Genomic DNA, 20,678 nt, shown 5'->3' with positions numbered 1-20,678 from the left:
ACGAAGAGTGCTGAGTTGAAAGACCGCCTATAAGGCGCGAGGTATCAACCATTGGTGTCAACTTCAACCAAAAGCCTTTGCAAACCTCGTTTCTAGCAAGAGGCTGGAAATGATGCTCATTGGGCTGCTGCCGCTAATAAGGGAGGCTCCGCCTCTAGACTGGTTTTAACTTTAAGTTGACACGTATGATAGTGCGTCCATACCATGTAACTCATTCAAATGAAAATCGGTATATAAGTCCTGTTTTTGATTAGGTTTATAGCAAAGACGGGATAAATCGCGTCTCTTGCTTTTTTCTTTTTGCACTAAAGACAAATCCCCAGCTTATCTAAGAAGTTGGGGATATTATTTTTTAAATTGGTTATTGCATTAAAATCTATACTTTATCTACTTCCAATTCAATTCCCTGCAAAACTCTCCTTAGCTCCTCTGCGTTCTCTGGGCCTCTGCGGTAAGCTGCTACTCGTCTACGATAATCCTAAATTTCCCTCCTACCCTCTTGCGAATTTTTAATTAGTTGATACACTTGTTCTTCATTAGCCCAGTGAACCAGCGCCTATGGTGCACATCAAGCGCGTGGAACTTACGAACTTCAAATCCTTCGGTGGCACTACCTCAGTCCCTTTGCTACCGGGGTGTACTGTCATATCTGGGCCAAATGGTTCGGGTAAATCGAATATTTTAGATGCACTGCTATTTTGCCTAGGACTCTCTAGTTCTAAGGGGATGCGAGCCGATCGCCTGCCAGATTTGGTAAATAACACCCAAACCTCTAAAGGACGTGCTTCTATTGAGGCTAGTGTCACTGTGACGTTTGATTTGTCGGATGAAATCTCACACAAAGACGCAAAGGTGCAGAGTGAGAAAACAGAGGAAGCAGAGGAAGAAAATCCAAAATCCAAAGTCGTTCAACTGAGCGAAGCCGAAGTCCAAAATCCAAAATCGGGAGAGTGGAGTGTTACTAGAAGGCTGCGAGTCACTCACCAAGGAAGTTACACGTCAAATTACTATATCAATGGTGAAGCTTGCACGCTCACAGAGTTGCATCAGCAACTAAGTAACCTGCGGGTTTATCCTGAAGGCTATAACGTGGTGCTGCAAGGGGATGTCACCAGCATTATCTCGATGAATGCGCGGGAACGGCGGGAAATTATTGATGAATTGGCTGGGGTGGCGGCGTTCGATCGCAAAATTATCCAAGCCAAATCAACTTTAGATGAGGTGAAGGAAAAGGAAGATAGTTGTCGGATTATTGAGACGGAATTAACTGCACAATGCGATCGCCTTTCCCAAGATCGTGCTAAAGCTGAGAAATATCAAAAACTCCGCACGGAATTTCTAGCGAAACAATCGTGGGAAGCTGTTTTATCATGGCGTTCCTTGCAAGCACAACAAGAAAAGTTAGTTCACGAAATTCAAACAGGCGATCGCAATTCTACTGAACTCACTAACCAACTCACAAACCTAAATTCCGAAATCGTTCAAAAAACTGCTGAACTTGAACAACTCAACGCCCATGTGAAAGCATTGGGTGAAGATGAACTTTTGGCGGTACAATCTACCCTCGCCACCCAAGAAGCAGAACGAAAACAACTCCAGCGTCAACTCACAGAATTAGAAACAGCTTCCCAAGAAACCGCCAAACGTCTAGCTCAAACTCAACAAGATATTCAAAAACACCGTCATTCCCTAGCAGAAATTGCCGAAACCCAGCTTGTAGAGACGCGATTCATCGCGTCTTCCCAACACCAAAGGAATGAAGCCCACCAAGCTCTACAAACCTCCCGCGAAGCCGCCGCAGAAATCGCCTCGGCTTCTGAAGCGTGGGTGCAGCAACAAACGGCATTCAACCGCCAAATTGAAACTCTGCTGCAAACTCTAGAACCACAACGCACAGAACAAGCGCAACTCCGGGAACGCAATAATCAGTTACAGCAGTTAATCCAAGAGCAAACCCAGTTAATTGAACGCGACGAACCCGAATTAGCCCAAAAACAAGCCGAGTGCAGTCGAGTTGAAACAGAATTTAACGCCTCTAGCGAACCCATCCAAAATTTAGCCCAAAATCTCTCAGCCACAGAACAAGAATTACAAATCCAACAGGAAACTCAAAAACGCTTACTTTCTGAACAACGGGAAAAACAACGCCAGTTGGATAAAATAGAAGCGCAAGCGCAAGCACAGCAAGAAGTCCAAGGAACCCAAGCTAGTAAAGTCATTTTACAATCGGGAATGCCTGGACTTTGTGGCTTAGTTGTGCAGTTAGGAAAGGTGGAACCCCGCCATCAGCTAGCTTTGGAAATGGCTGCCGGTGGGCGCTTGGGACATATTGTGGTGGAAGATGATAGTGTAGCCGCAGCGGGTATTGAATTGCTCAAACAGAAGCGTGCAGGGAGGGCAACTTTTTTACCGCTGAATAAAATTCACGCTCCCAAATTTACTCAAGATGCAACGCTGCGTTTTGCTAGCGGTTTCGTTAATTATGCTGTTAACTTAGTCGATTGCGATCGCCGTTACAAAGATGTATTTAGCTATGTTTTCGGCAACACGGTAGTTTTTTCCAGCCTTGAGGCGGCGCGGAAAAATTTAGGACTGTATCGCATTGTCACCTTAGACGGGGAACTTCTGGAAACTAGCGGTGCAATGACTGGTGGTAGCAACAGCAATCGTTCAGCGTTGCGCTTTGGCAATGCGGAAGCGGCGGAATCTGATGAAGCGATCGCTTTAAAAACTCGCTTGGTGGACATTGAGCGGGTTTTAGAGCGTTGTACGGAAGCGATCGCAACTTTGTCAGCCAGAACCAAAAAACTCACGCAGGAACTCGCAGAAGCGCGACAGGCGCGGCGCGAACAGCAGTTGCAATTGGAACAGTTGCAGAAAGATATTAAAAATTTAACAGCGCAACTAGAGGGGACGCGATCGCAACTCGCCCAAAACAGCGAAAAGTTAGCCACTGCTCAATCCCGATTGGAAATTTTGGAGCGGGAATTACCTGGACAAGAATCTCAGTTGCAACAATTGCGACACGCTTTAGCAGAGTTGGAAGCATCTCAAACTCCCAGTGAATGGCAACAAATCCAGGCGACTATTAAAATTCAAGAGCAACAATTGCAACAACGGGAGACAGCATTACGCGAAGCTGAACAAAGATTAAAAAATTTGGAAAATCAGCAACAACGTTTACAAGAAAAAAGCCAAGAAGCAGAAACGCGAATCACCGAATACGAAACCCAACAAATCTCTTGTAGAGAAGCGATTCATCGCGTCTCCACACAAATCACAACGATAGACGAGCAAATCACCCAAACCCGTTTATCGTTGAGTCAAATGGAACAGAATTTGGGAGAAGAGAAACAAAAACGCGACGCCACAGAACAGGAAGTGCGATCGCATCTTTTGCGCCAGCAACAATTGCAATGGGAAATCGAAAAACTCAAAGAAACCCAAGAGAAGCGGCGGGAGGAACTAATTGCACTGCAAAGCCAGTTGCGGGATCTGGGGGCAGAATTACCAAATCCCTTGCCGGAAGTTCCAGATCAGGTAGATTTGGAAGAATTGCAAAAAGAATTGCGATCGCTTACTAAACGCTTACAGGCAATGGAACCTGTTAATATGCTGGCGTTAGAAGAATACGAACGCACCCAAAACCGTCTCCAAGAACTGACGCAAAAATTAGAGACACTAGAAGGGGAGCGCACTGAACTACTTTTGCGGATTGAAAACTTTACCACATTGCGCCAACTTGCCTTTAAAGAAGCTTTCGATGCTGTCAACGAAAACTTTCAATCGATTTTTGCCATTCTTTCCGACGGTGACGGCTATTTACAACTCGAAAATCCCGAAGATCCCTTTAGTAGCGGACTGAATTTAGTCGCACACCCCAAAGGCAAACCCGTACAGCGCCTAGCTTCCATGTCTGGAGGAGAAAAATCACTTACAGCTTTGAGCTTCATCTTTGCCCTGCAACGCTACCGCCCATCGCCCTTTTACGCCTTTGACGAAGTAGATATGTTTCTAGATGGGGCAAACGTAGAACGATTAGCTAGAATGATTAAACAACAGTCACAACAAGCGCAATTTATAGTTGTGAGTTTGCGTCGTCCGATGATAGAATCAGCCGAACGCACAATTGGCGTTACTCAAGCACGAGGAGCTTACACTCAAGTTTTGGGGATTAAGTTACAATCATCCAATACATCTGCTTGAATTTTTGTTAATAATAGTGTATATATAAACCGGATTGGAGATCAGGACTCGGTATAGAATGACCTCTGAACAGATAATTAGGCGTTCCGACATATTAAATACCCAGGTGATTACCCGCGATAACGGCAAGCGGTTAGGCATCATCAGTCAAGTCTGGGTTGATATTGATCAACGAGAGGTTGTGGCTCTTGGTTTGCGAGACAGCCTGATCTCTATTTCGGGCATACCGCGCTATATGTACCTCAACAACATCAGCCAGATTGGTGATGTCATCCTAGTTGATAACGAAGATGCAATTGAAGATATCGAAGTTGAATCTCTCAGCAATCTGATTAACTGGGAAGTAATTACAGAAACAGGTGAAGTATTAGGCAAAGTTCGCGGCTTCAAATTCAACGGCGAAACCGGAAAGCTTAACTCCATAGTTATTGCTTCTTTAGGATTGCCCCAAATTCCCGATCAATTTCTCAGCACTTACGAGTTCTCAGTGGATGAAATTGTCAGCACTGGCCCTAATCGGTTGATTGTGTTTGAGGGAGCCGAAGAACGGGTAAACCAGTTGACAGTTGGTTTACTAGAGCGTTTGGGTATCGGCAAAGCACCTTGGGAGCGCGATATAGAAGAAGAATACGGCTATACTCCACCACGCCAAGTTGCACCAGCCAATCAACTGCCTAGTGGAGTGCCATTGCAGCCACCCAGGCAAAAAGTTCGCGCCCCCGAACCTGTAGCGCGGGAAGAAGAATGGACAGAAGACTATGTGGAAGAGGAAAGGCCACAGCGTCAGGTAATGAAGGCGCGGCAGTATGAGTCTATTCAATACGAAGAAGACGAGGAAGAAGATAACTGGAGCGAAGCAACGGGTAGCGACAGGTATCAACAACCGCAGCCGCTAAAGTATGAAGCCCAGCCCTACAGTAAGCCATACGTTGATGAATACGATGATTATGACGATGTAGACGGCGATGCTTGGGAAGATGCGCCCAAGCCCGTGAATATTCCCAAGAAAGTTAAAGAAAGGCAGCCAGAATACGAAGAAGAAGGCGGATATTAGACTATCCCCACCCTCATCCCCTTCCTCGCGCAAGCGAGGAGGGGGCTTTTTTTATGAACAAAAGGTGACTATTTTATGAATGCTGCGTTATTCCAGAGAAGATCGCGGTTGGAGAGAGTACCCTCTACAGTTAGAAATACTGACTCAAAAGCTGGGAACAATGCCAGATTCGGAAGTCAAAGTTAGTGGATTGCGATCGCTTGGTTTAGCATTGCAAATAATTAGCGATGGCAAGAGTCAACAAATATTAGAGCAAAGTTTAGCGATCGCTCTTGAGGAAAACTTTGCGATTTACTGACTTTTGCTCAATTACGACAAACCTGAGTTTGCGACTCCACTCACAGTCAAGTCTGCACAGCAAATCAAAGATGCTCAAGCAGAAGCTTATGCACTGAATCAATGGGGAAAACTCTACCGTCGTAGACAATTGATAAATGCGCGATCGCTCCAAAAAAACCGCATTGATGCGATCGTCGGCGGTATCAGCCAATCTCGTCATGGCTTTAGTGCTTTGCCTGCTGTGGAATCAGAAGTTAAGCAAATCTCGCTGTAACGGTGTGTCCCACCGCCAAAATATTACGGCTGGCGTTGATATCTCGGTCGTGGTACGTTCCACAATTAGGGCAATCCCACTCCCTGATATTCAACGACAGTTTTTCAACGATATGTCCCTTCTAAAACACGGATACGTTGGACAGAGCAACTTGTTAAATTGTAAATTGTTCACATTCCCCGCAACGCTTGCCGAATAATTTCCGATGGCACCTCATCGGTAACTGTCACTACACCAATCTCTGTTGGTAAAACAAACCGCACTTTCCCAGCTTTGACTTTTTTATCTAATTGCAACGCCTCAATAATTGCTTCAATATCTACTCCAGTTGGTAACTTAGTTGGTAGACCCGTTTTTTGAATTAAAGCGTTTTGACGTTCCGTGTCTTCCTTTTGCCACAGTCCTAAATCCACAGCAATTTGTCCGGCTGCTACCATGCCAATGGCCACCGCTTCACCGTGATTTACTAGACGATAACCAGTCAAACTTTCCACTGCATGACCGATGGTATGTCCATAGTTGAGAATTGCCCGCAATCCACCTTCTTTCTCATCTTTGCTAACAACATCAGCTTTAGCTTGACAAGAGCGCGTTAATATGGAGTTTATCAAGTCTGGTTTTACATAACGGAGTTGGTCGAGGCGTTTACTTGCTTCCAATTGGGCAAATAATTCGGCATCCCAAATTACACCGTACTTAATAACTTCTGCCATTCCTGCCCGAAACTCACGCATAGGAAGAGTTTTCAATACTTCTGGATCAATCAAAACCAAGCGTGGTTGATGGAATGCCCCAATCAAGTTTTTACCGTGGGGATGATTCACGCCAGTTTTGCCACCAATTGCGGAATCCACCATCGCCAAGAGAGTTGTAGGCAATTGGACAACATTAATGCCGCGCAGCCAAGTTGCGGCCGCAAAGCCAGTCATATCGCCAATTACACCACCTCCCAAAGCCACCATAGTAGAAGAACGTTCTAGGCGGTTTTCCAAGGCGATATCATAAAGTTTTTGGATGGAATTGAGGGTTTTGTAGCGTTCACCAGGTGGTAGGGTGCAGCTAGCAACTTCAAATCCAGCAGATGTTAGGGATGTGATCGCTCTTTCCCCAAAATGCTTAAAAATCGTCGGATTAGAAACCAGCAATACCTTCTTGCCTAGCTTCAGACTGGCCATCTGCTGACCCAGTTGATCTAAACTCGAAGGTGCAATCGCAATCTCATAAGACTGCTCTGGTAAATTCACATTAATTACAGAAGTCATTGCCCAATCCCTAACAAGCGCCCGTGGGCTGTATTCTATCGCAATCTGGGGATTGGGGATTGGGGACTGGAGATTAGGGAAAAGTTTTCCAATGCTCAATGCCCAACAACTAATGATTCAATAGATTTAGAAAGTATTGTGGAGAAACATAAATGTTTGCAATTGTCGCTTACATCGGCTTTTTAGCTTTGTTCTTTGGTTTGGCTGTCGGTCTGCTGTTCGGTTTGCGGACTGCCAAAATAATTTAACGAGAGATACATTCAACCTATCAACCGATGATTGAAGGACGGGCATTCTGTCTGTCCCTCAATTCATAACTAGTTTCGCTTAAAAGTAGTCGAACGATCGCCTAATAGATTAGTTTGTTGTCCCACTAAAACACTCACTAGTACGATCGCTCCTCCACTTAGTTGAATTGGTGTTAGTGTTTGATGTAACACAAGAAATCCCATCAGTGTTGCAACTACCGGACTCATCAATCCCAAGCAAGAAACAGCTGTGGCTTTTAATCGTTCAATTCCGCGAAACCAAAGCATATAAGCTAACCCAGTTCCCACCAAACCCAAATAGACAAATCCCAATAGGTTTGTCACACTCAGGTGAGTCAACGGTTTTTCAACAACTAGGGCAATAGGTAAAAGAATCATCCCGCCGATCGCCAATTGCCATGCCGTAAACACCAGCAGAGAAACTGGACGTTTCCAGCGTTTGGTTAATGTCGTTCCTAAGCCCATTGTTACTGCTCCCGCGATCGCAGCGACAATTCCAATCCAATCAAGACGAGCCGCAGGGCTGACAACCAATAAACCAACGCCAATAAATCCGGTAATTGCAGCGATAATCGCTCGTTTTGATGGTTTATCGCCCAGTAATAGCCACGAAAATATCACTACTAATAGCGGTTGAATTGCTCCGGCTGTTGCTGCTACTCCACCGGGAAGACGATAGGCTGCCACAAACAACAAGGCTTGAAAAATACCAATATTCAACCCTCCCAGCAGCAAAATCCGCCACCACCAAATCCCTTTGGGGAGTTGTCGCAAACTTGCGGTTAAAAAAATACCGATGGGTAGCGATCGCAAAGCTGCAACTAACAACGGATGATTCGGTGGCAAAAGTTCGGTTGCCACAATGTACGTAGTTCCCCAGATTGCTGGTGCTAAGGCTGTCAGCCAAATATCAAACCTTCCGGCAGTCTTTATCTTCATGATCTTCATGATATTTATCTCGACATCAAGATACTTGATATCGAGATTTTAGCATTTATCTTGATGTTAAGATATTTGATATCAAGAAACTTGCATAAGCAATCAGCACAATGGCTTCCGATTCAGTCGATATGATTTTGGCGCAATGGCAACGTGAGCGTCCTGATTTGGACGTATCGCCAATGGGAGTAATTGGGCGGATGGGACGGGTAGCCAAGCATTTTGAACACGCAATCCAAGAGACGTTTTCTCAGTTTGGTCTGAATCTTGGGGAATTTGATGTGTTAGCTACCTTACGTCGCTCTGGTGCTCCTTACCAGCTATCACCAACGGCATTGTTTAACACTTTGATGGTTTCATCGGGTACAATGACCCATCGCGTTGACCAACTTGAGAAAGCTGGGTTGGTACAAAGAATTCCTGATCCGAGCGATCGGCGCGGTACTTTAATCAAACTGACAGAAGAAGGTTTCAACTTAATCGAGAAAGCCGTAGAAGCTCATGTTGCCAATGAGCATCGCATCCTCAATGTTTTGGAGCAGTCAGAGCGGGAATTACTTGTTGTGCTTTTAAGAAAGCTCTTGACTTCATTTGAAGGAGAATAGCGGCTACCTTGTTCAAGAAGGACATAACAAAAAACATTTAGTCTGGATCTAAATCCTCGACTAAATGTTTTACACCAAATCAAATATTTATCCGACAACAGCCGGACTTGCTACCTTCTCTTGTCTTTGGGAAGGCGGACGCATCCCCAAACCAAGTAAATTCAGCATTTCTCGGTCAGTATCATAATCTGGACAGGGAGTTGTCACCGTCAACATTTTGTTATCGTCGCTGGAAAAAATAGAATTGGCTCCTGCCATAAAGCAGAAAGCTTGTTCAACTTGAGAAAGCCTAGCTCTCCCAGCACTCAGACGCACATCAGAAGCTGGCATTAAAATCCTGGCTGTGGCAATCATCCGCACAATATCCCAAATGGGTACATCAGGCTGATCTTCTAAGGGTGTGCCCGGTACTTGGGAAAGAATATTAATTGGCACAGACTCTGGATGCGGATGTAAATTTGCCAGAGTTTGTAACATGCCAACCCGGTCATCGACAGTTTCGCCCAAACCCAGAATACCGCCGGAACATACGGTAACATTTGTCTGACGGACATTTTCAATTGTGTTCAAGCGATCGCTATAAGTTCTCGTGGTAATAATTGTGCTGTAATATTCCTGCGAGGTATCTAAGTTATGGTTGTAGGCGTAAAGTCCCGCTTCTTCTAATTTCTTGGCCTGATTTGCCGTCAACATACCCAGAGTGCAGCACACTTCTAAACCCATTGCGGTCACATCCTTGACCATTTCCAGGACTTCCTCAAATTGTGAGTTATCCCGCACTTCGCGCCAAGCAGCACCCATGCAGATACGACTGACACCAGTTTCTTTAGCTTTCTGGGCGATGCTAACTACTGTTTCTTTTTCTAAGAGTGCTTGCGCCTTTACCTCTGTTTTATAGCGGGAAGATTGAGCACAGTAGCTGCAATCTTCTGGACAACCTCCCGTTTTAATAGATATAAGCTTACAAACTTGTATTTTTGTTGGGTCATGATATTGGCGATGCACGCTAGCAGCTTGATAAATAAGCTCTAGCAATGGCGTGTTGTATATCGCCCGAATCTCTAATTCCTGCCAATCGTAGCGTATTCCCACCACATCACTATCCTTCTTGTAGACTGGGTTAAATCTTGAGCTGTCTTTTGGTTTAATTTCCGGCGGTACAGCGTTTGGGCAAAGCTATTTTATCGAAGTTATGCCGCGTACTGTCCTTTATCACCCATTGGCTCTCAATCCTTTGGCTCTAGATATTAGACATCAGCTTATCAAGATTTTGGTGGAATGGCAGATTCACAGCAAAAATACTCACCCTATCTGTTGGAAGTAAAGCGGAAGAATGGCATTTTTGGCAAAACACCCATACTTAGATCACTGATTATCCAAATTGGAACATAATAATACAGCTAATCTCACTGCTGCGAAACCGCGAGTTATGAGAGAATTTACAAAATCTAGAGAATGTTCCGGGAAGAGATCCCGTCGATGAAGTAATTTATGATATCAGAACTGCCACTAATTACAAGCGATCGCCTGTTCTTACGAGCGGCGATCCATGAAGATATACCCCAAATTCTCAAATACTTTATTCATAACAAAACTTATCTTACTCCATTCTACCCTCTTTGGGCTGATGGTTTTTTTACTGAAGAATATTGGCAGTATCAGATAGAGAATAGCTTTCTGGAATTTATTAATGGTCAATCATTAAAGCTATTTATTTTTACGAAAAAACATCCAACCGTAATTATTGGAACTGTAAATTTTAGTAATTTTGTCCGAGGAGCCGCTCATTTTTGCTATGTGGGATATAGCCTTGCGGAAAGTAAACAAGGTAAAGGATATATGACAGAAGCTTTAAAAGCCGCAACTCAATATCTTTTTCAAGAGTCAAATTTTCATCGGGTTATGGCTAATTATATGCCTCACAATCAGCGTAGTGGCAATGTACTCAAAAGACTCGGTTTTGTTGTTGAAGGATATGCTAGAGACTATTTGTTAATTAATGGGCAATGGGAAGATCATATTTTGACAAGTCTCATAAATCCTAATTGGCAAGCACCTCAATATTAAAATAATTCGTAATGGATAATGACCCTCGATAGCGAATAACGAAGCATTAGCAACGTAGGAACGTCTGACTTACCAAGGCGGCGGGAAGCCCACTTGCTTTTGGGGTGACAGGGATAGCCGCCCCGCCGCTGTTGACTGTTAACCGTCAACCGTCATCAGTTAACGTGAAATCCCACCCCTAAAAGGGGATGGGATGAGCTTAATAACGTAATTCATAATTGATTTATTAGGGGTACAAATCCCGAAGTATAGCAATCCTATCTGAAACTAAGTGAGTAATTTAGGTGATGATGACCTGCTAAGTACGTCAACCAAAAGAGAAAAAACAGAATTCACAAATCTTACGAATGATTTAGAATTGCTATAATTATAGCTCCCAATATTGTGTAATTATGCGTGAGTGTTTCGCCTAAAATTACGAATTACGAATTACGAATTACGACTTACAAAGACTGGCGGATTTGATCCAAACTTCGGTTAAGCCAGTCTTCATACCAATCATAAAAACTTATAGGCTGATCTTCATCACTATCTGCATGAAAATCATCAGGGTCGGTGTCATGGAAAGCATGACAAAAACTCAAAGAAGCAGGATATATCCCATTATCATTAGTCCGGTCATCTATCCAGATTTTTCCTGACTGCTCCCCGGTAATGACTAACATCGCATAAATTCCACAACCATAATTTGTAATGGTGAGAGTGCCCTGGATAAATTTATCATCGAAGTAGGCATCATTGTTGATAACAAAACCCGTATTATTCTTGACAATCAAATCCAAATCATTCCATGCCTCTGTTAAAGGAAATGGTTTAGAGAGAATTTCGTAGTTATCTTGGTATAGTTTTTCTGGGGTGACATCTTCAGATTCAATTCCCGACAATCCAGATAACCCGTATCCTGGCCCCGCACCACCATTACCAACTTCTAAGAGAAAGTTTCTATATTCACTTGGTAGCGTAATATTGTATCTAGATTCAAATACTTGAATATCTTTGTTACTCAAGCAAGGTTTGAATTTATATTGGTGTGATTCTGAGCCGAAAACCTCAAATGTAGCGTCTAAAATAGCTAATTGAGTTAACTTTTTCTTTAATTGCAAAACTTTATCCATTATGCGCTCCAGATTTTGATGGTGACGCTGCCATATTTTAGATATGGGTCGCTTTTTGCGTCTATGCTGATGCTGAAGCCAGAGGTAGTATTAAGGGAAGAATGAATTAAGCTTTGCTCGTAATGACTCTGGCCGAAACTCCAAACTACAAAAATTCTAGCAATCCTTTTCTCTCCCTCAACTACGAAAGCGCTTTAGAATCTCTAGGCGACGACTACTACGATGAGGTTGCAGCAGAGGAATTTCCTCAACACCTCCTGCGTTGGCGTAACGATGCACTACTACCCCGCTTGGGTTTAGACGCCAAAGTAGTCAAAGACGAAGATTTTATCACAGCTTTTGGCAAATTTCAGGGGCGTAAACCCTTGTTGGCACTACGTTACCACGGCTATCAATTTGGTGAATATAACAGACAGTTAGGTGATGGTAGAGGCTTTCTCTACGGACAAGTACGTGCCACTGATGGCAAATTGTACGATTTTGGCACGAAAGGCTCTGGGAGAACGCCCTACTCCCGTGGTGGCGATGGTATGCTCACGCTCAAAGGTGGGGTGCGGGAAGTTTTGGCTGCCGAAGCACTACACCAATTGGGTGTACGTACCTCGCGCTGTCTAAGTATGATTGAAACAGGTTTACCCCTCTGGCGGGGCGATGAACCTTCGCCTACCCGTTCATCTGTGATGATTAGGATGAGCAGTTCTCATATTCGGTTTGGCACTTTTGAGCGACTGCACTATTTCCAGCGTCCAGATTTAACTAAGAAGCTGTTAGACCACGTAATTGAGCAGTATTATCAACACTTAAGTGATGAACAAGATAAATATGCCTTGTTTTACGCCGAATTAGTTAAACGGGTTGCAGAACTAGCAGCGCAGTGGATGGCGGCTGGTTTTTGTCATGCAGTCCTTAATACTGACAATATGTCGATTACTGGAGAGAGTTTTGACTATGGCCCTTACGCGTTTATCCCAACTTACAACCCATCCTTTATAGCTGCATATTTTGACTATTATGGACGCTATTGTTACGGTAATCAACCAAGTATTTGTCAGTTGAATTTACAAATGTTCCAGGAACCTTTAAAGGCAATTATTGATAAAGGCGAAATGGAAGCTAGATTAGCAATGTTTGATGAGTATTATCAAGCTGAATACAGTTCTTTGATGTTGAAAAAGTTAGGTTTTATGGAGTTGCCGCATCCAGAAGCTAAGGAACTCTTAAATCTCACGATTGAATTCTTGAAAGAGAGCCAAGTTGGTTATCACCAATTCTTTTATGAGATGGCTCGGACTTTTTCATCTAAATGGCGAGATGAGCCAGGTTTTGTGATGAATAGTTCAGATATTGTACCAGTACCGGGTGCGTCAGGAATTTTTGATGATTGGTGCATACTATACCATAAAATTTTGAATGATTTGGAGCGCGAGCGCATCGATGTAATTGCCCAAACTCTAGCTGATCATAATCCTAAAACAGCATTATTAAGACCTGTGATTGAATCTATTTGGGAATCAATTGCTCAGGAAGATAATTGGCAACCTTTTTATGATTTAGTGCAGCAAATTCAGTCTAAAAAATAGTAAGATTACAGCTATTTTCTTTTTCATAGCGACAGACTGATTGAGATTAAATCTGCTGTAACTGACACGACGAATAATCTAATAAGATAAGAGACGTTGCATTGCAACGTCTCTACAAGCAATGCGAATTGTAGAAATACAGAAATCTGAATTGCGAGAAAATACGTAGGTCAGTTGTCAAATATAAAAGTAAAATTTTATTTAGTATTGGCGATTATAAATCACAACTACACAGACACAAATCCAAACTTTTGATAGCTGAAAACCCACCCTCCGAGTCATCTTTGCCTCGCGGGCTATTTTTTAGTCCACGTAGATGGACGAGAGTTTATGTAGTAGTAAATTCTATTCACTCATTGTTTCCAAACTTCTCTATAGCATCTAAGAAAATCTAAAAAAAATGAATCAGATATACATATCGTATGCATGGAAAGATAACCAGAGTGAATTAGGCAGTCAACGCGAAGAATTAGTTGATAAAATTTGTGCAGCACTTGTTTCTGAACATTACAACTTAATTCGCGATCGCAATTACTTAACACTAGGCAAAAGTATACAGAACTTCATGCAGGAAATCGGGCGTGGTAACTATGTGATTGTTGTTGTCAGCGACAAATATTTGCGATCGGAATACTGTATGTTTGAAGCTGTTGAAATCATGAAACGCAAGGATTATGAGCAAAAAGTTTTTCCAGTTGTTTTACAGGATGCCGATGTATATACCAAAGAAGGTAAGAGCGAGTACATAAAATACTGGAAGCAACAGAGAGAAAAAATCAAACAACTCATCGGTTCAGAACTATCTTCTCATAAACATTCAGCAATGTATGATGTGGCTGAAAAAATTATAGAAATTTCCCAAAAAATTGATGAATTCATGTTTTTTATCTCGGATAAATTAAGCATTGATCCATCACATAACTTTAATGCATTTATCAATCAGCTTACTGATTCTATTAAAAATGATGCTGTTCAACTCAGAAGTAAAAAAAGTATTTTAGTTGCAGGCACAGGATACTTTAATATTCCTAATGAAATCAATTGGTGCGCTCAAAAGCTTGGTGAAAAAATAGCAGAATATAACTATAACTTGATAACAGGTGGATGGGAGGGAGTAGATTATGTTGTAGCTGATAAGTTTGCTGAAAAAATCGCGCAACAAAATATCCGCTTAACCGAGAAGTTAACACACGTTGTTCCGCGAGGAAAACAACCTGTATTTAAGGGTGGAAAAGTCGAATATACGGAGTCAGGTATTAATGAATGGCTCGATTGTTTGCGACATTCAGATTTGGTTATTCTTCTGGGGGGTGTTGGCGGAACTTATGAGACTTATCTGTATGCTAAACAAGAAAAAATTCCGGTGATTCCTATTGTATGCACTAATGGCGATGCCAAAAAAGTGTTCGACGAAATGCTACAAAATTGGGATAGTAAACTAATGGGAAATATCTCACCGGAAAAATTCAAGTCACTGAATCAATATATCCATGATCCATCAACAGCAGAAGATGTAATAAATGATGTCATGGATATTGTTAATGAAATTATTTTTGCAAAAATGATGCTAAATCCATAAAGGACATTTGAAGGGTTTCTCAATCGCTAATTTTTCCGTATGTCTAAAGTTCGGAGCTAACTAAATTGCTGGGCATAAAACCGCGCATAGCGACGTTCTAAGGCTAATAATTCCTCATGAGTTCCCGATTCAACAATTTGTCCCTGTTCGAGAACTAAAATGCGATCGCACCGTCTGACGGTTGATAAACGGTGAGCAATAATAAATACTGTGCGTTTTTGCATCAATCTTTCCAGCGCTTCCTGTACCAGCGCTTCTGACTCAGAATCTAATGCTGATGTCGCCTCATCAAGAATCAAGATTTGGGGATTGAGCAGAACAGCACGAGCGATCGCAATTCTTTGTCTTTGTCCACCTGATAAGTTTACCCCACGTTCACCTACCCAAGTCTGATAACCCTCTGGCAGTTGGCTAATAAACTGATGAGCATTAGCAATTTTTGCCGCCTCTTTCACTGCTTTTATGTCAAAAATATCTTGTCCAAAGGCGATATTTTGGGCAATTGTCCCCGAAAACATGATGGTTTCTTGAGGAACAATCCCAATTTGTCGCCGCAGACTATGCAACTTCACATCCCGAATATCAACACCGTCAATGAAGATTTGACCAGTTTCGGGGTCGTAAAAACGGGGGAGAAGATTGACAAATGTGGTTTTACCAGCGCCAGAAGCACCCACAAGAGCGATCGCTTCACCTGGTGATACCAATAAACTGATATCTTTTAATACAGGTTCTCCCGGTTTATAAGCAAAGGAAATATGACGATATTCTACTTTGCCGTTGACTGGAGGTAGAGCGATCGCATTTGTTTTTTCGATTACCGTTGGCTGAATTGCCATCAATTCAAAAACGCGGTCAACAGATGCTTCACCCTGCTTAAATTCGTTGTAGTTGTTAGTAGTGTGACCAATGGGATCAATTAACAGCGCCGCCGCCGCTAGATAACTGAAAAAATTCGCCACTGTCAAGTTGTTTTGGGAAATTTGCCACGCTCCCACAATCAGTAACGATAACGCACTTAAGGCTTCCAGAAATCCGACGATGGGAATCTGAATCGCTTTGAGGCGTTCGGCTGAGTATTTTGCTTTGAGACTGCGTTCTGCTTCATGGCCAAAGCGGGCAATTTCGTAATTTTCGGCAGCAAAAGCCTGTACCAAACGAATACCGTTGAAAACTTCTGCGAGAATGGCTGATAAACCCGACACGCGATTTTGACTTTTTAAGGAATATTTGCGTAACCGTTCACCAAACCAGCCAACTAAAATAGCCATTAGCGGTGCAACTATCACTGTTGCTAATGTCAATTGCCAATTTAGGTAAACCATGTAAATCGGAATTGCTAGCAACTGCAAAATGCAGGGGATAAAGTCGTGAAATACTTTATTTACCACTTCGCCAACGCGGTCAACATCTTCCGTGAGGCGGTAAGACAAATCACCTGCTTTTGCCGTCTCAAAATAGCTGAGATTTAGCTTTTGAAGATGGGCGTAGACTTGCTGGCGGAGATTAAAAGCAACTCTTAAAGCAGCTTTTGCCATGTACATATCTTGTATAGATTGAAACAATCCTCTAACAAGAAATACTAAGGCGCAACTGCCAGTTATTTGAGCGATCGCTACTACATTACCTTGTGCAAAGGGAGTTGCCAATTTACCGGCAAGATTGATCAACACTAATGTTGCCAGCACGTATCCCAAGATACCAATAATACCCTTGGTGATGGTTTGCCACTGGAGTCGGATATAAGGCAGCAGTTGCCAATAATTAGAACGCGTTTTCAAGCTTTAACGTCCACAACGATATTTTACTTTGTTTGACGCTATCAGTTTTTGGTGAGTTTCTGAACAGTTAACTAATTAGTTCCCAAAATTGGCGTTGTTGAATCACAATATATCTGGCATTTACTCCACCCAAAGAGAGCGATCGCGCTGCATTTTTAAGTTTTATTTTATACCAGACTTAAGATTCCCTAGATTCTATCTTAATGGAGCAAGTGGCGTTTGTGGGCTATTAACTATAAATTATTTTGACTTAAAAGATTCGAGTCAAATATCTCTGAAAGTCATGCAAATTTGAGTTTTTTATGGATGTGATTCTACCCTATCTTAGTTCCCAGGCTACTGCCCAGGAACTAGAATAAACTTGCTGAGATTAAGCGTTAGAAAACATTGTAAGCATTACTAATAGAACAAATAATGCACTTATCCAAAGAGCTAACGATCCCCAGCTAACTGAATCTTTTTGCACTTTTTGCCAGAAATTAGTAACTAAGTTATTCCGAATTGCCATTTTATAACCTCCAATTTTTATTAAACTTGCACTTACTTAATGCATTAAGCCTGCATTGAGTAAATAAAAGTTCATCTTTGGGAGAATCAGCCTTTATTTGCTGATTCCCAGAGACTAAATCAAGAGAAATTTAAATTAATCTATGCAGCGATAGCTACAACGGTCCCCACCTACACACATGCGTATGTTTCAACACATTAACGTTCTAAAAAACAAACAAAAATTTACAAAAAGATATTTGTTGATGCTTAAGTTTATTTTCCCATACGTAACTGTTTACACTCCAAAAACTGGCGATTTTGAGAGAATTCTTAACGTTGACTTAACCACGTATAAAAATACATATTTTCAAACCAAAAACTACGTAAAAAGTGACTCATTTCACTTTCACTCATGATTTATCTAGACTTGAAAATAGACACAATCAACAATGGTAGCGAAAAAATATTTATGCAAGTGATGAACAATCAAGAATTTAAAGCAGTTGTGTTTGAAAAATTACTATCCAGTATTTATGAGAGTATTAATAGTGAACAATCATAATTGGCACTTGGCGCATTAGCAACGTTAAATAAAGAGGCTGGGGGCAGGTGTGCTTCAACTCCCCTCAAAGCCCTTAAAATTAAGATATTTCCTACAAAAAACTATGAAAGCTGAAGCAGAAAACCATCTCAGGCTGACTTGTGAAGTAGAAACTACCCTAAAGGTAATTGGCGGACGTTGGAAAGTTTTAATTATTAGAGAATTAATGACTGGCGTAAAACGGTTTGGTGAGTTACAACGGGCTTTACCTGGAGTTACGCAAAAGATGCTGACTCAGCAACTTAGAGAAATGGAAGAAGACGGCATTATTCATCGAGAAGTTTATCCCCAAATTCCACCCAAGGTAGAATATTCTCTGACACCTTTAGGAGAAACTTTGCAACCAATTCTCTATGCTATGCATGAATGGGCTGTGCAACATTTAGCTCAAACAAATCGCCATGAATATTGAGCATAGATAATAAATAATAATTGCTACCTTATAATTTTAGCTGGCAGATTTATCCGAATTACGAATTACTTTATTCGTTGTTTCGTAAATACTCAATCGCAGCCTCTAATTTTGAGGGGTAACTTTCAGCAAACCTTTCAAACCAAAGTCCTTCGGACGACAGTGGATCTACTTTGGCTAACCATTTTTTTGCTTCCACTTTCAAAGCTTCTAGTTGTTTGGCTTTGAGTTGTTCTTGTCGAATTCGTTCTTGTTCTAATTCTTGCTGTCTTTTTAATTCAATAGCAGCATCCTCTTCGGCAAAATCAGCCTGAACTTCTGCCAAAAGGTTATCCATGAAAGATGCCGACTTTGGCGATGCTGGAATAAACGATTTAGCTGTGGCTGATTTTGACTGCTGTTGTTGTGGTTGTACTTCTTTGTATTCGGTTTGGAGTTCAGCTAATAGCTTATCAATGGAATCCATTTTTGCAATTCCTAATAAATGGTATAGCTAGTAACGCTTTGCGTAATTCGTAATGGGCTACACCCCGCTACGCTAACGTAATTTCCACTGCATAGGGTTTTAGACATTTTCAATGCGTGGATTATTTATGCCGAACTGTACTAGTCATTAATGGCATTAAGTAGCACTTCGGATAGACTCAAATCTTCCATGTCTTCCATAGTAATGGTGTCACAGATATCAAATTTAGCACCAGCACTCTGGAGTTCATCATCTAAGACTTTGAGAAATCGGGTAGCTTGTTGATCTGTGCCGACTTGAATGAAGGAGATGGCTAATTCTTCATCTCGATCTATGCGGCGAGAAGCTTCAATAATCACCCTCATGACTGCTTTGCGATCATCCGGTTCACCATCAGTAACCACTAAAATTGTTTCACCATTTGGCTTGGTTTGACCAGCTGCTTTGCGTTGAAGGTAATCATCAGTTGCGTGTTTTAACACACCTGCTAAATCAGTTGTACCAGAAGGATCATTTTCTCGGAAAATTTGCGCTACCTTGCTGGATGTCACATTTTCGTATCGCTTAAATTTACCAGAAAATACATAAATAGTAATGCCATCTGGGTCAAATTGCTCACATTTGCTAGCTAAAGCTAAAGTAGATTCCTGTGCCGCAAACCATCTACTTCTACCACCCTTTTGATCTTGGGTTGCCATGCTGCCGCTTTTGTCGATAATCAAGGTATAGTCACGATTTTCGAGCATTATTCAATTCTCCAATTAAGAGTTCAGAGTTACTGGACTATGGGTGATCAACACATTAGTCAGTTATTGCGTTCGTCAATACATCTACAAGACTCATTTCTTCTAAGTCGTCTAAAGTGACGGTATCGCAAATATCAAATTTAGCGCCAACACTTTGCAATTGATCATCCAAAGCTTTCAGGAACTTAGTTGCTTGAGCATCTGAACCTACTTGAATGATCGAAATTGCTAATTCTTCATCACGTTCCATCTGGCGAGTCGCATGAATGATCACTTCAAACACAGCTTTGCGATCGTCTGGTTCACCATCGGTGATGACTAAAATTGTCTCTCCGTTTGGCTTACTTTTACCGGCTGCTTTGCGTTGAAAGTAGTTATTCAGCGCATCTTGAAGTACACCTGCTAAGTTTGTCGTTCCAGCAGGGTCATTTTCGAGAAATATTTGTGCGACTTTGGCTGAGGTCACATCGTCGTAGCGTTTAAATCTACCGGAAAACAAGTAAACGGTGATGCCATCGGGGTCAAACTGTTCAGCCTTTCTTGCCAAAGCGAGAGTAGACTCTTGGGCTATCTCCCATCTACTTCTACCACCCACTTGGTCTGGTGTAGACATACTACCGCTTTTGTCAATGATTAATGTATAGTCGCGATCGCTCATCATAATATTCCTCTGATTGTTACCCTATGGTTCTAGTCTAACTCCGTTTTTTTACGAGCAAGCAAGGCTTTTAAGCATTTGTATCAATTATGCTATTCAAAAAAGCCACACCACAGTTGATAAATGCGTTGGCGTAGACCGCCGCAGGGATCACCTAGCGTTTTTGTTTCCACAGAAAGCACAATCTTCCTAGTCCCCAATCTCCTGGAAACACTAAAAGTTAGAGACTGGTTTGGTTGTTGCAACCGTATTTAGTCTGGGAATAATAAATACTAATCATGCTGGTGCACACGTAG

19 protein-coding genes are annotated in these 20,678 nt (G+C 42.0%); 10 read left to right on the top strand and 9 right to left on the bottom strand.

All coding sequences use genetic code 11. The annotated features are described in order from the left end of the window. Window positions 1-558: 558 nt before the first annotated feature. The 4 genes from smc to F8R90_RS08450 all read left to right on the top strand — a co-directional run bounded on the left by smc (window position 559) and on the right by F8R90_RS08450 (window position 5,813). The gene (gene smc, locus F8R90_RS08465; RefSeq protein WP_196510384.1) at window positions 559-4,206 is read left to right on the top strand and encodes a chromosome segregation protein SMC; all 3,648 of its coding nucleotides are present in this window, start codon (window positions 559-561) and stop codon (window positions 4,204-4,206) included. A 58-nt stretch (window positions 4,207-4,264) separates the two neighbouring features. Then, window positions 4,265-5,260 (top strand): PRC-barrel domain-containing protein, encoded by a 996-nt coding sequence (locus tag F8R90_RS08460; protein ID WP_196510383.1) that lies wholly within the window; start codon window positions 4,265-4,267, stop codon window positions 5,258-5,260. Window positions 5,261-5,339: 79 nt separating this feature from the next. Further along, window positions 5,340-5,558, top strand: coding sequence for a hypothetical protein (locus F8R90_RS08455; RefSeq protein WP_196510467.1), 219 nt, complete (start codon window positions 5,340-5,342; stop codon window positions 5,556-5,558). Between the two features lie 3 nt (window positions 5,559-5,561). Continuing rightward, window positions 5,562-5,813: a hypothetical protein gene (locus F8R90_RS08450; protein WP_196510382.1), complete on the top strand. Its 252-nt coding sequence runs from the start codon at window positions 5,562-5,564 to the stop codon at window positions 5,811-5,813. Here F8R90_RS08450 and F8R90_RS08445 read toward each other — a convergent pair. Together F8R90_RS08445 and aroB are read right to left on the bottom strand one after the other, a co-directional pair. Beyond that, complete coding sequence (locus F8R90_RS08445) at window positions 5,794-5,907, bottom strand: transposase (protein WP_230966197.1); 114 nt, start codon at window positions 5,905-5,907, stop codon at window positions 5,794-5,796. The genes F8R90_RS08450 and F8R90_RS08445 overlap by 20 nt on opposite strands. A 76-nt stretch (window positions 5,908-5,983) precedes the next feature. Further along, the gene (gene aroB / locus F8R90_RS08440) at window positions 5,984-7,075 is read right to left on the bottom strand and encodes a 3-dehydroquinate synthase (protein WP_196510381.1); all 1,092 of its coding nucleotides are present in this window, start codon (window positions 7,073-7,075) and stop codon (window positions 5,984-5,986) included. A gap of 152 nt (window positions 7,076-7,227) precedes the next feature. Here aroB and petL point away from each other — a divergent pair, with 152 nt between their 5' ends. After that, window positions 7,228-7,323, top strand: coding sequence for a cytochrome b6-f complex subunit PetL (gene petL / locus F8R90_RS08435; RefSeq protein ID WP_100899295.1), 96 nt, complete (start codon window positions 7,228-7,230; stop codon window positions 7,321-7,323). 69 nt (window positions 7,324-7,392) lie between these two features. Here the strand turns inward: petL and F8R90_RS08430 are convergent, their stop codons facing one another. Beyond that, complete coding sequence (locus F8R90_RS08430) at window positions 7,393-8,283, bottom strand: DMT family transporter (RefSeq protein ID WP_196510380.1); 891 nt, start codon at window positions 8,281-8,283, stop codon at window positions 7,393-7,395. 110 nt (window positions 8,284-8,393) lie between these two features. On the opposite strand from F8R90_RS08430, the gene F8R90_RS08425 reads away from it, so the two are divergent. Next, on the top strand, window positions 8,394-8,888 hold the full coding sequence (locus F8R90_RS08425) for a MarR family winged helix-turn-helix transcriptional regulator (protein ID WP_196510379.1): 495 nt from the start codon (window positions 8,394-8,396) through the stop codon (window positions 8,886-8,888). An 87-nt stretch (window positions 8,889-8,975) separates the two neighbouring features. Here the strand turns inward: F8R90_RS08425 and bioB are convergent, their stop codons facing one another. After that, window positions 8,976-9,983 (bottom strand): biotin synthase BioB, encoded by a 1,008-nt coding sequence (bioB, locus tag F8R90_RS08420; protein WP_196510378.1) that lies wholly within the window; start codon window positions 9,981-9,983, stop codon window positions 8,976-8,978. A 396-nt stretch (window positions 9,984-10,379) separates the two neighbouring features. Between bioB and F8R90_RS08415 the strand changes: the two genes are divergently transcribed. Next, entirely contained in the window at window positions 10,380-10,955 is a 576-nt protein-coding gene (locus tag F8R90_RS08415; protein WP_196510377.1) for a GNAT family N-acetyltransferase, read from the top strand. 443 nt (window positions 10,956-11,398) lie between these two features. Here the strand turns inward: F8R90_RS08415 and F8R90_RS08410 are convergent, their stop codons facing one another. Beyond that, complete coding sequence (locus tag F8R90_RS08410) at window positions 11,399-12,070, bottom strand: SMI1/KNR4 family protein (protein ID WP_196510376.1); 672 nt, start codon at window positions 12,068-12,070, stop codon at window positions 11,399-11,401. Window positions 12,071-12,192: 122 nt separating this feature from the next. On the opposite strand from F8R90_RS08410, the gene F8R90_RS08405 reads away from it, so the two are divergent. Both F8R90_RS08405 and F8R90_RS08400 read left to right on the top strand, forming a co-directional pair. Beyond that, the gene (locus F8R90_RS08405) at window positions 12,193-13,650 is read left to right on the top strand and encodes a protein adenylyltransferase SelO (protein WP_196510375.1); all 1,458 of its coding nucleotides are present in this window, start codon (window positions 12,193-12,195) and stop codon (window positions 13,648-13,650) included. A 400-nt stretch (window positions 13,651-14,050) separates the two neighbouring features. Then, window positions 14,051-15,229 (top strand): TIR domain-containing protein, encoded by a 1,179-nt coding sequence (locus F8R90_RS08400; RefSeq protein ID WP_196510374.1) that lies wholly within the window; start codon window positions 14,051-14,053, stop codon window positions 15,227-15,229. A gap of 56 nt (window positions 15,230-15,285) precedes the next feature. Here the strand turns inward: F8R90_RS08400 and F8R90_RS08395 are convergent, their stop codons facing one another. Beyond that, entirely contained in the window at window positions 15,286-17,010 is a 1,725-nt protein-coding gene (locus F8R90_RS08395) for an ABC transporter ATP-binding protein (protein WP_196510373.1), read from the bottom strand. A 1,154-nt stretch (window positions 17,011-18,164) separates the two neighbouring features. Here F8R90_RS08395 and F8R90_RS08390 point away from each other — a divergent pair. Further along, a complete protein-coding gene (locus tag F8R90_RS08390) occupies window positions 18,165-18,512 on the top strand; it encodes a winged helix-turn-helix transcriptional regulator (protein ID WP_196510372.1) in 348 nt (115 codons plus the stop codon). 70 nt (window positions 18,513-18,582) lie between these two features. On the opposite strand, the gene F8R90_RS08385 is transcribed toward F8R90_RS08390, so the two are convergent. From F8R90_RS08385 to F8R90_RS08375, 3 genes are all read right to left on the bottom strand, one after another. After that, window positions 18,583-18,978 carry a salt stress protein, Slr1339 family gene (locus F8R90_RS08385; RefSeq protein WP_190890311.1) on the bottom strand — a complete coding sequence of 132 codons (396 nt, stop codon included), beginning with the start codon at window positions 18,976-18,978 and terminating at the stop codon, window positions 18,583-18,585. Between the two features lie 140 nt (window positions 18,979-19,118). After that, complete coding sequence (locus F8R90_RS08380; protein WP_190890313.1) at window positions 19,119-19,724, bottom strand: vWA domain-containing protein; 606 nt, start codon at window positions 19,722-19,724, stop codon at window positions 19,119-19,121. A 55-nt stretch (window positions 19,725-19,779) separates the two neighbouring features. Further along, a complete protein-coding gene (locus tag F8R90_RS08375) occupies window positions 19,780-20,385 on the bottom strand; it encodes a vWA domain-containing protein (protein WP_190890315.1) in 606 nt (201 codons plus the stop codon). Window positions 20,386-20,678: the final 293 nt, after the last annotated feature.

This window comes from Nostoc sp. NZL, assembly GCF_015714705.1.
In the GTDB taxonomy this organism is placed as follows: domain Bacteria; phylum Cyanobacteriota; class Cyanobacteriia; order Cyanobacteriales; family Nostocaceae; genus Nostoc; species Nostoc foliaceum_A.
Note: the sequence above shows the minus strand (reverse complement) of the source record. Positions and strands in the feature narration are given on the sequence as shown.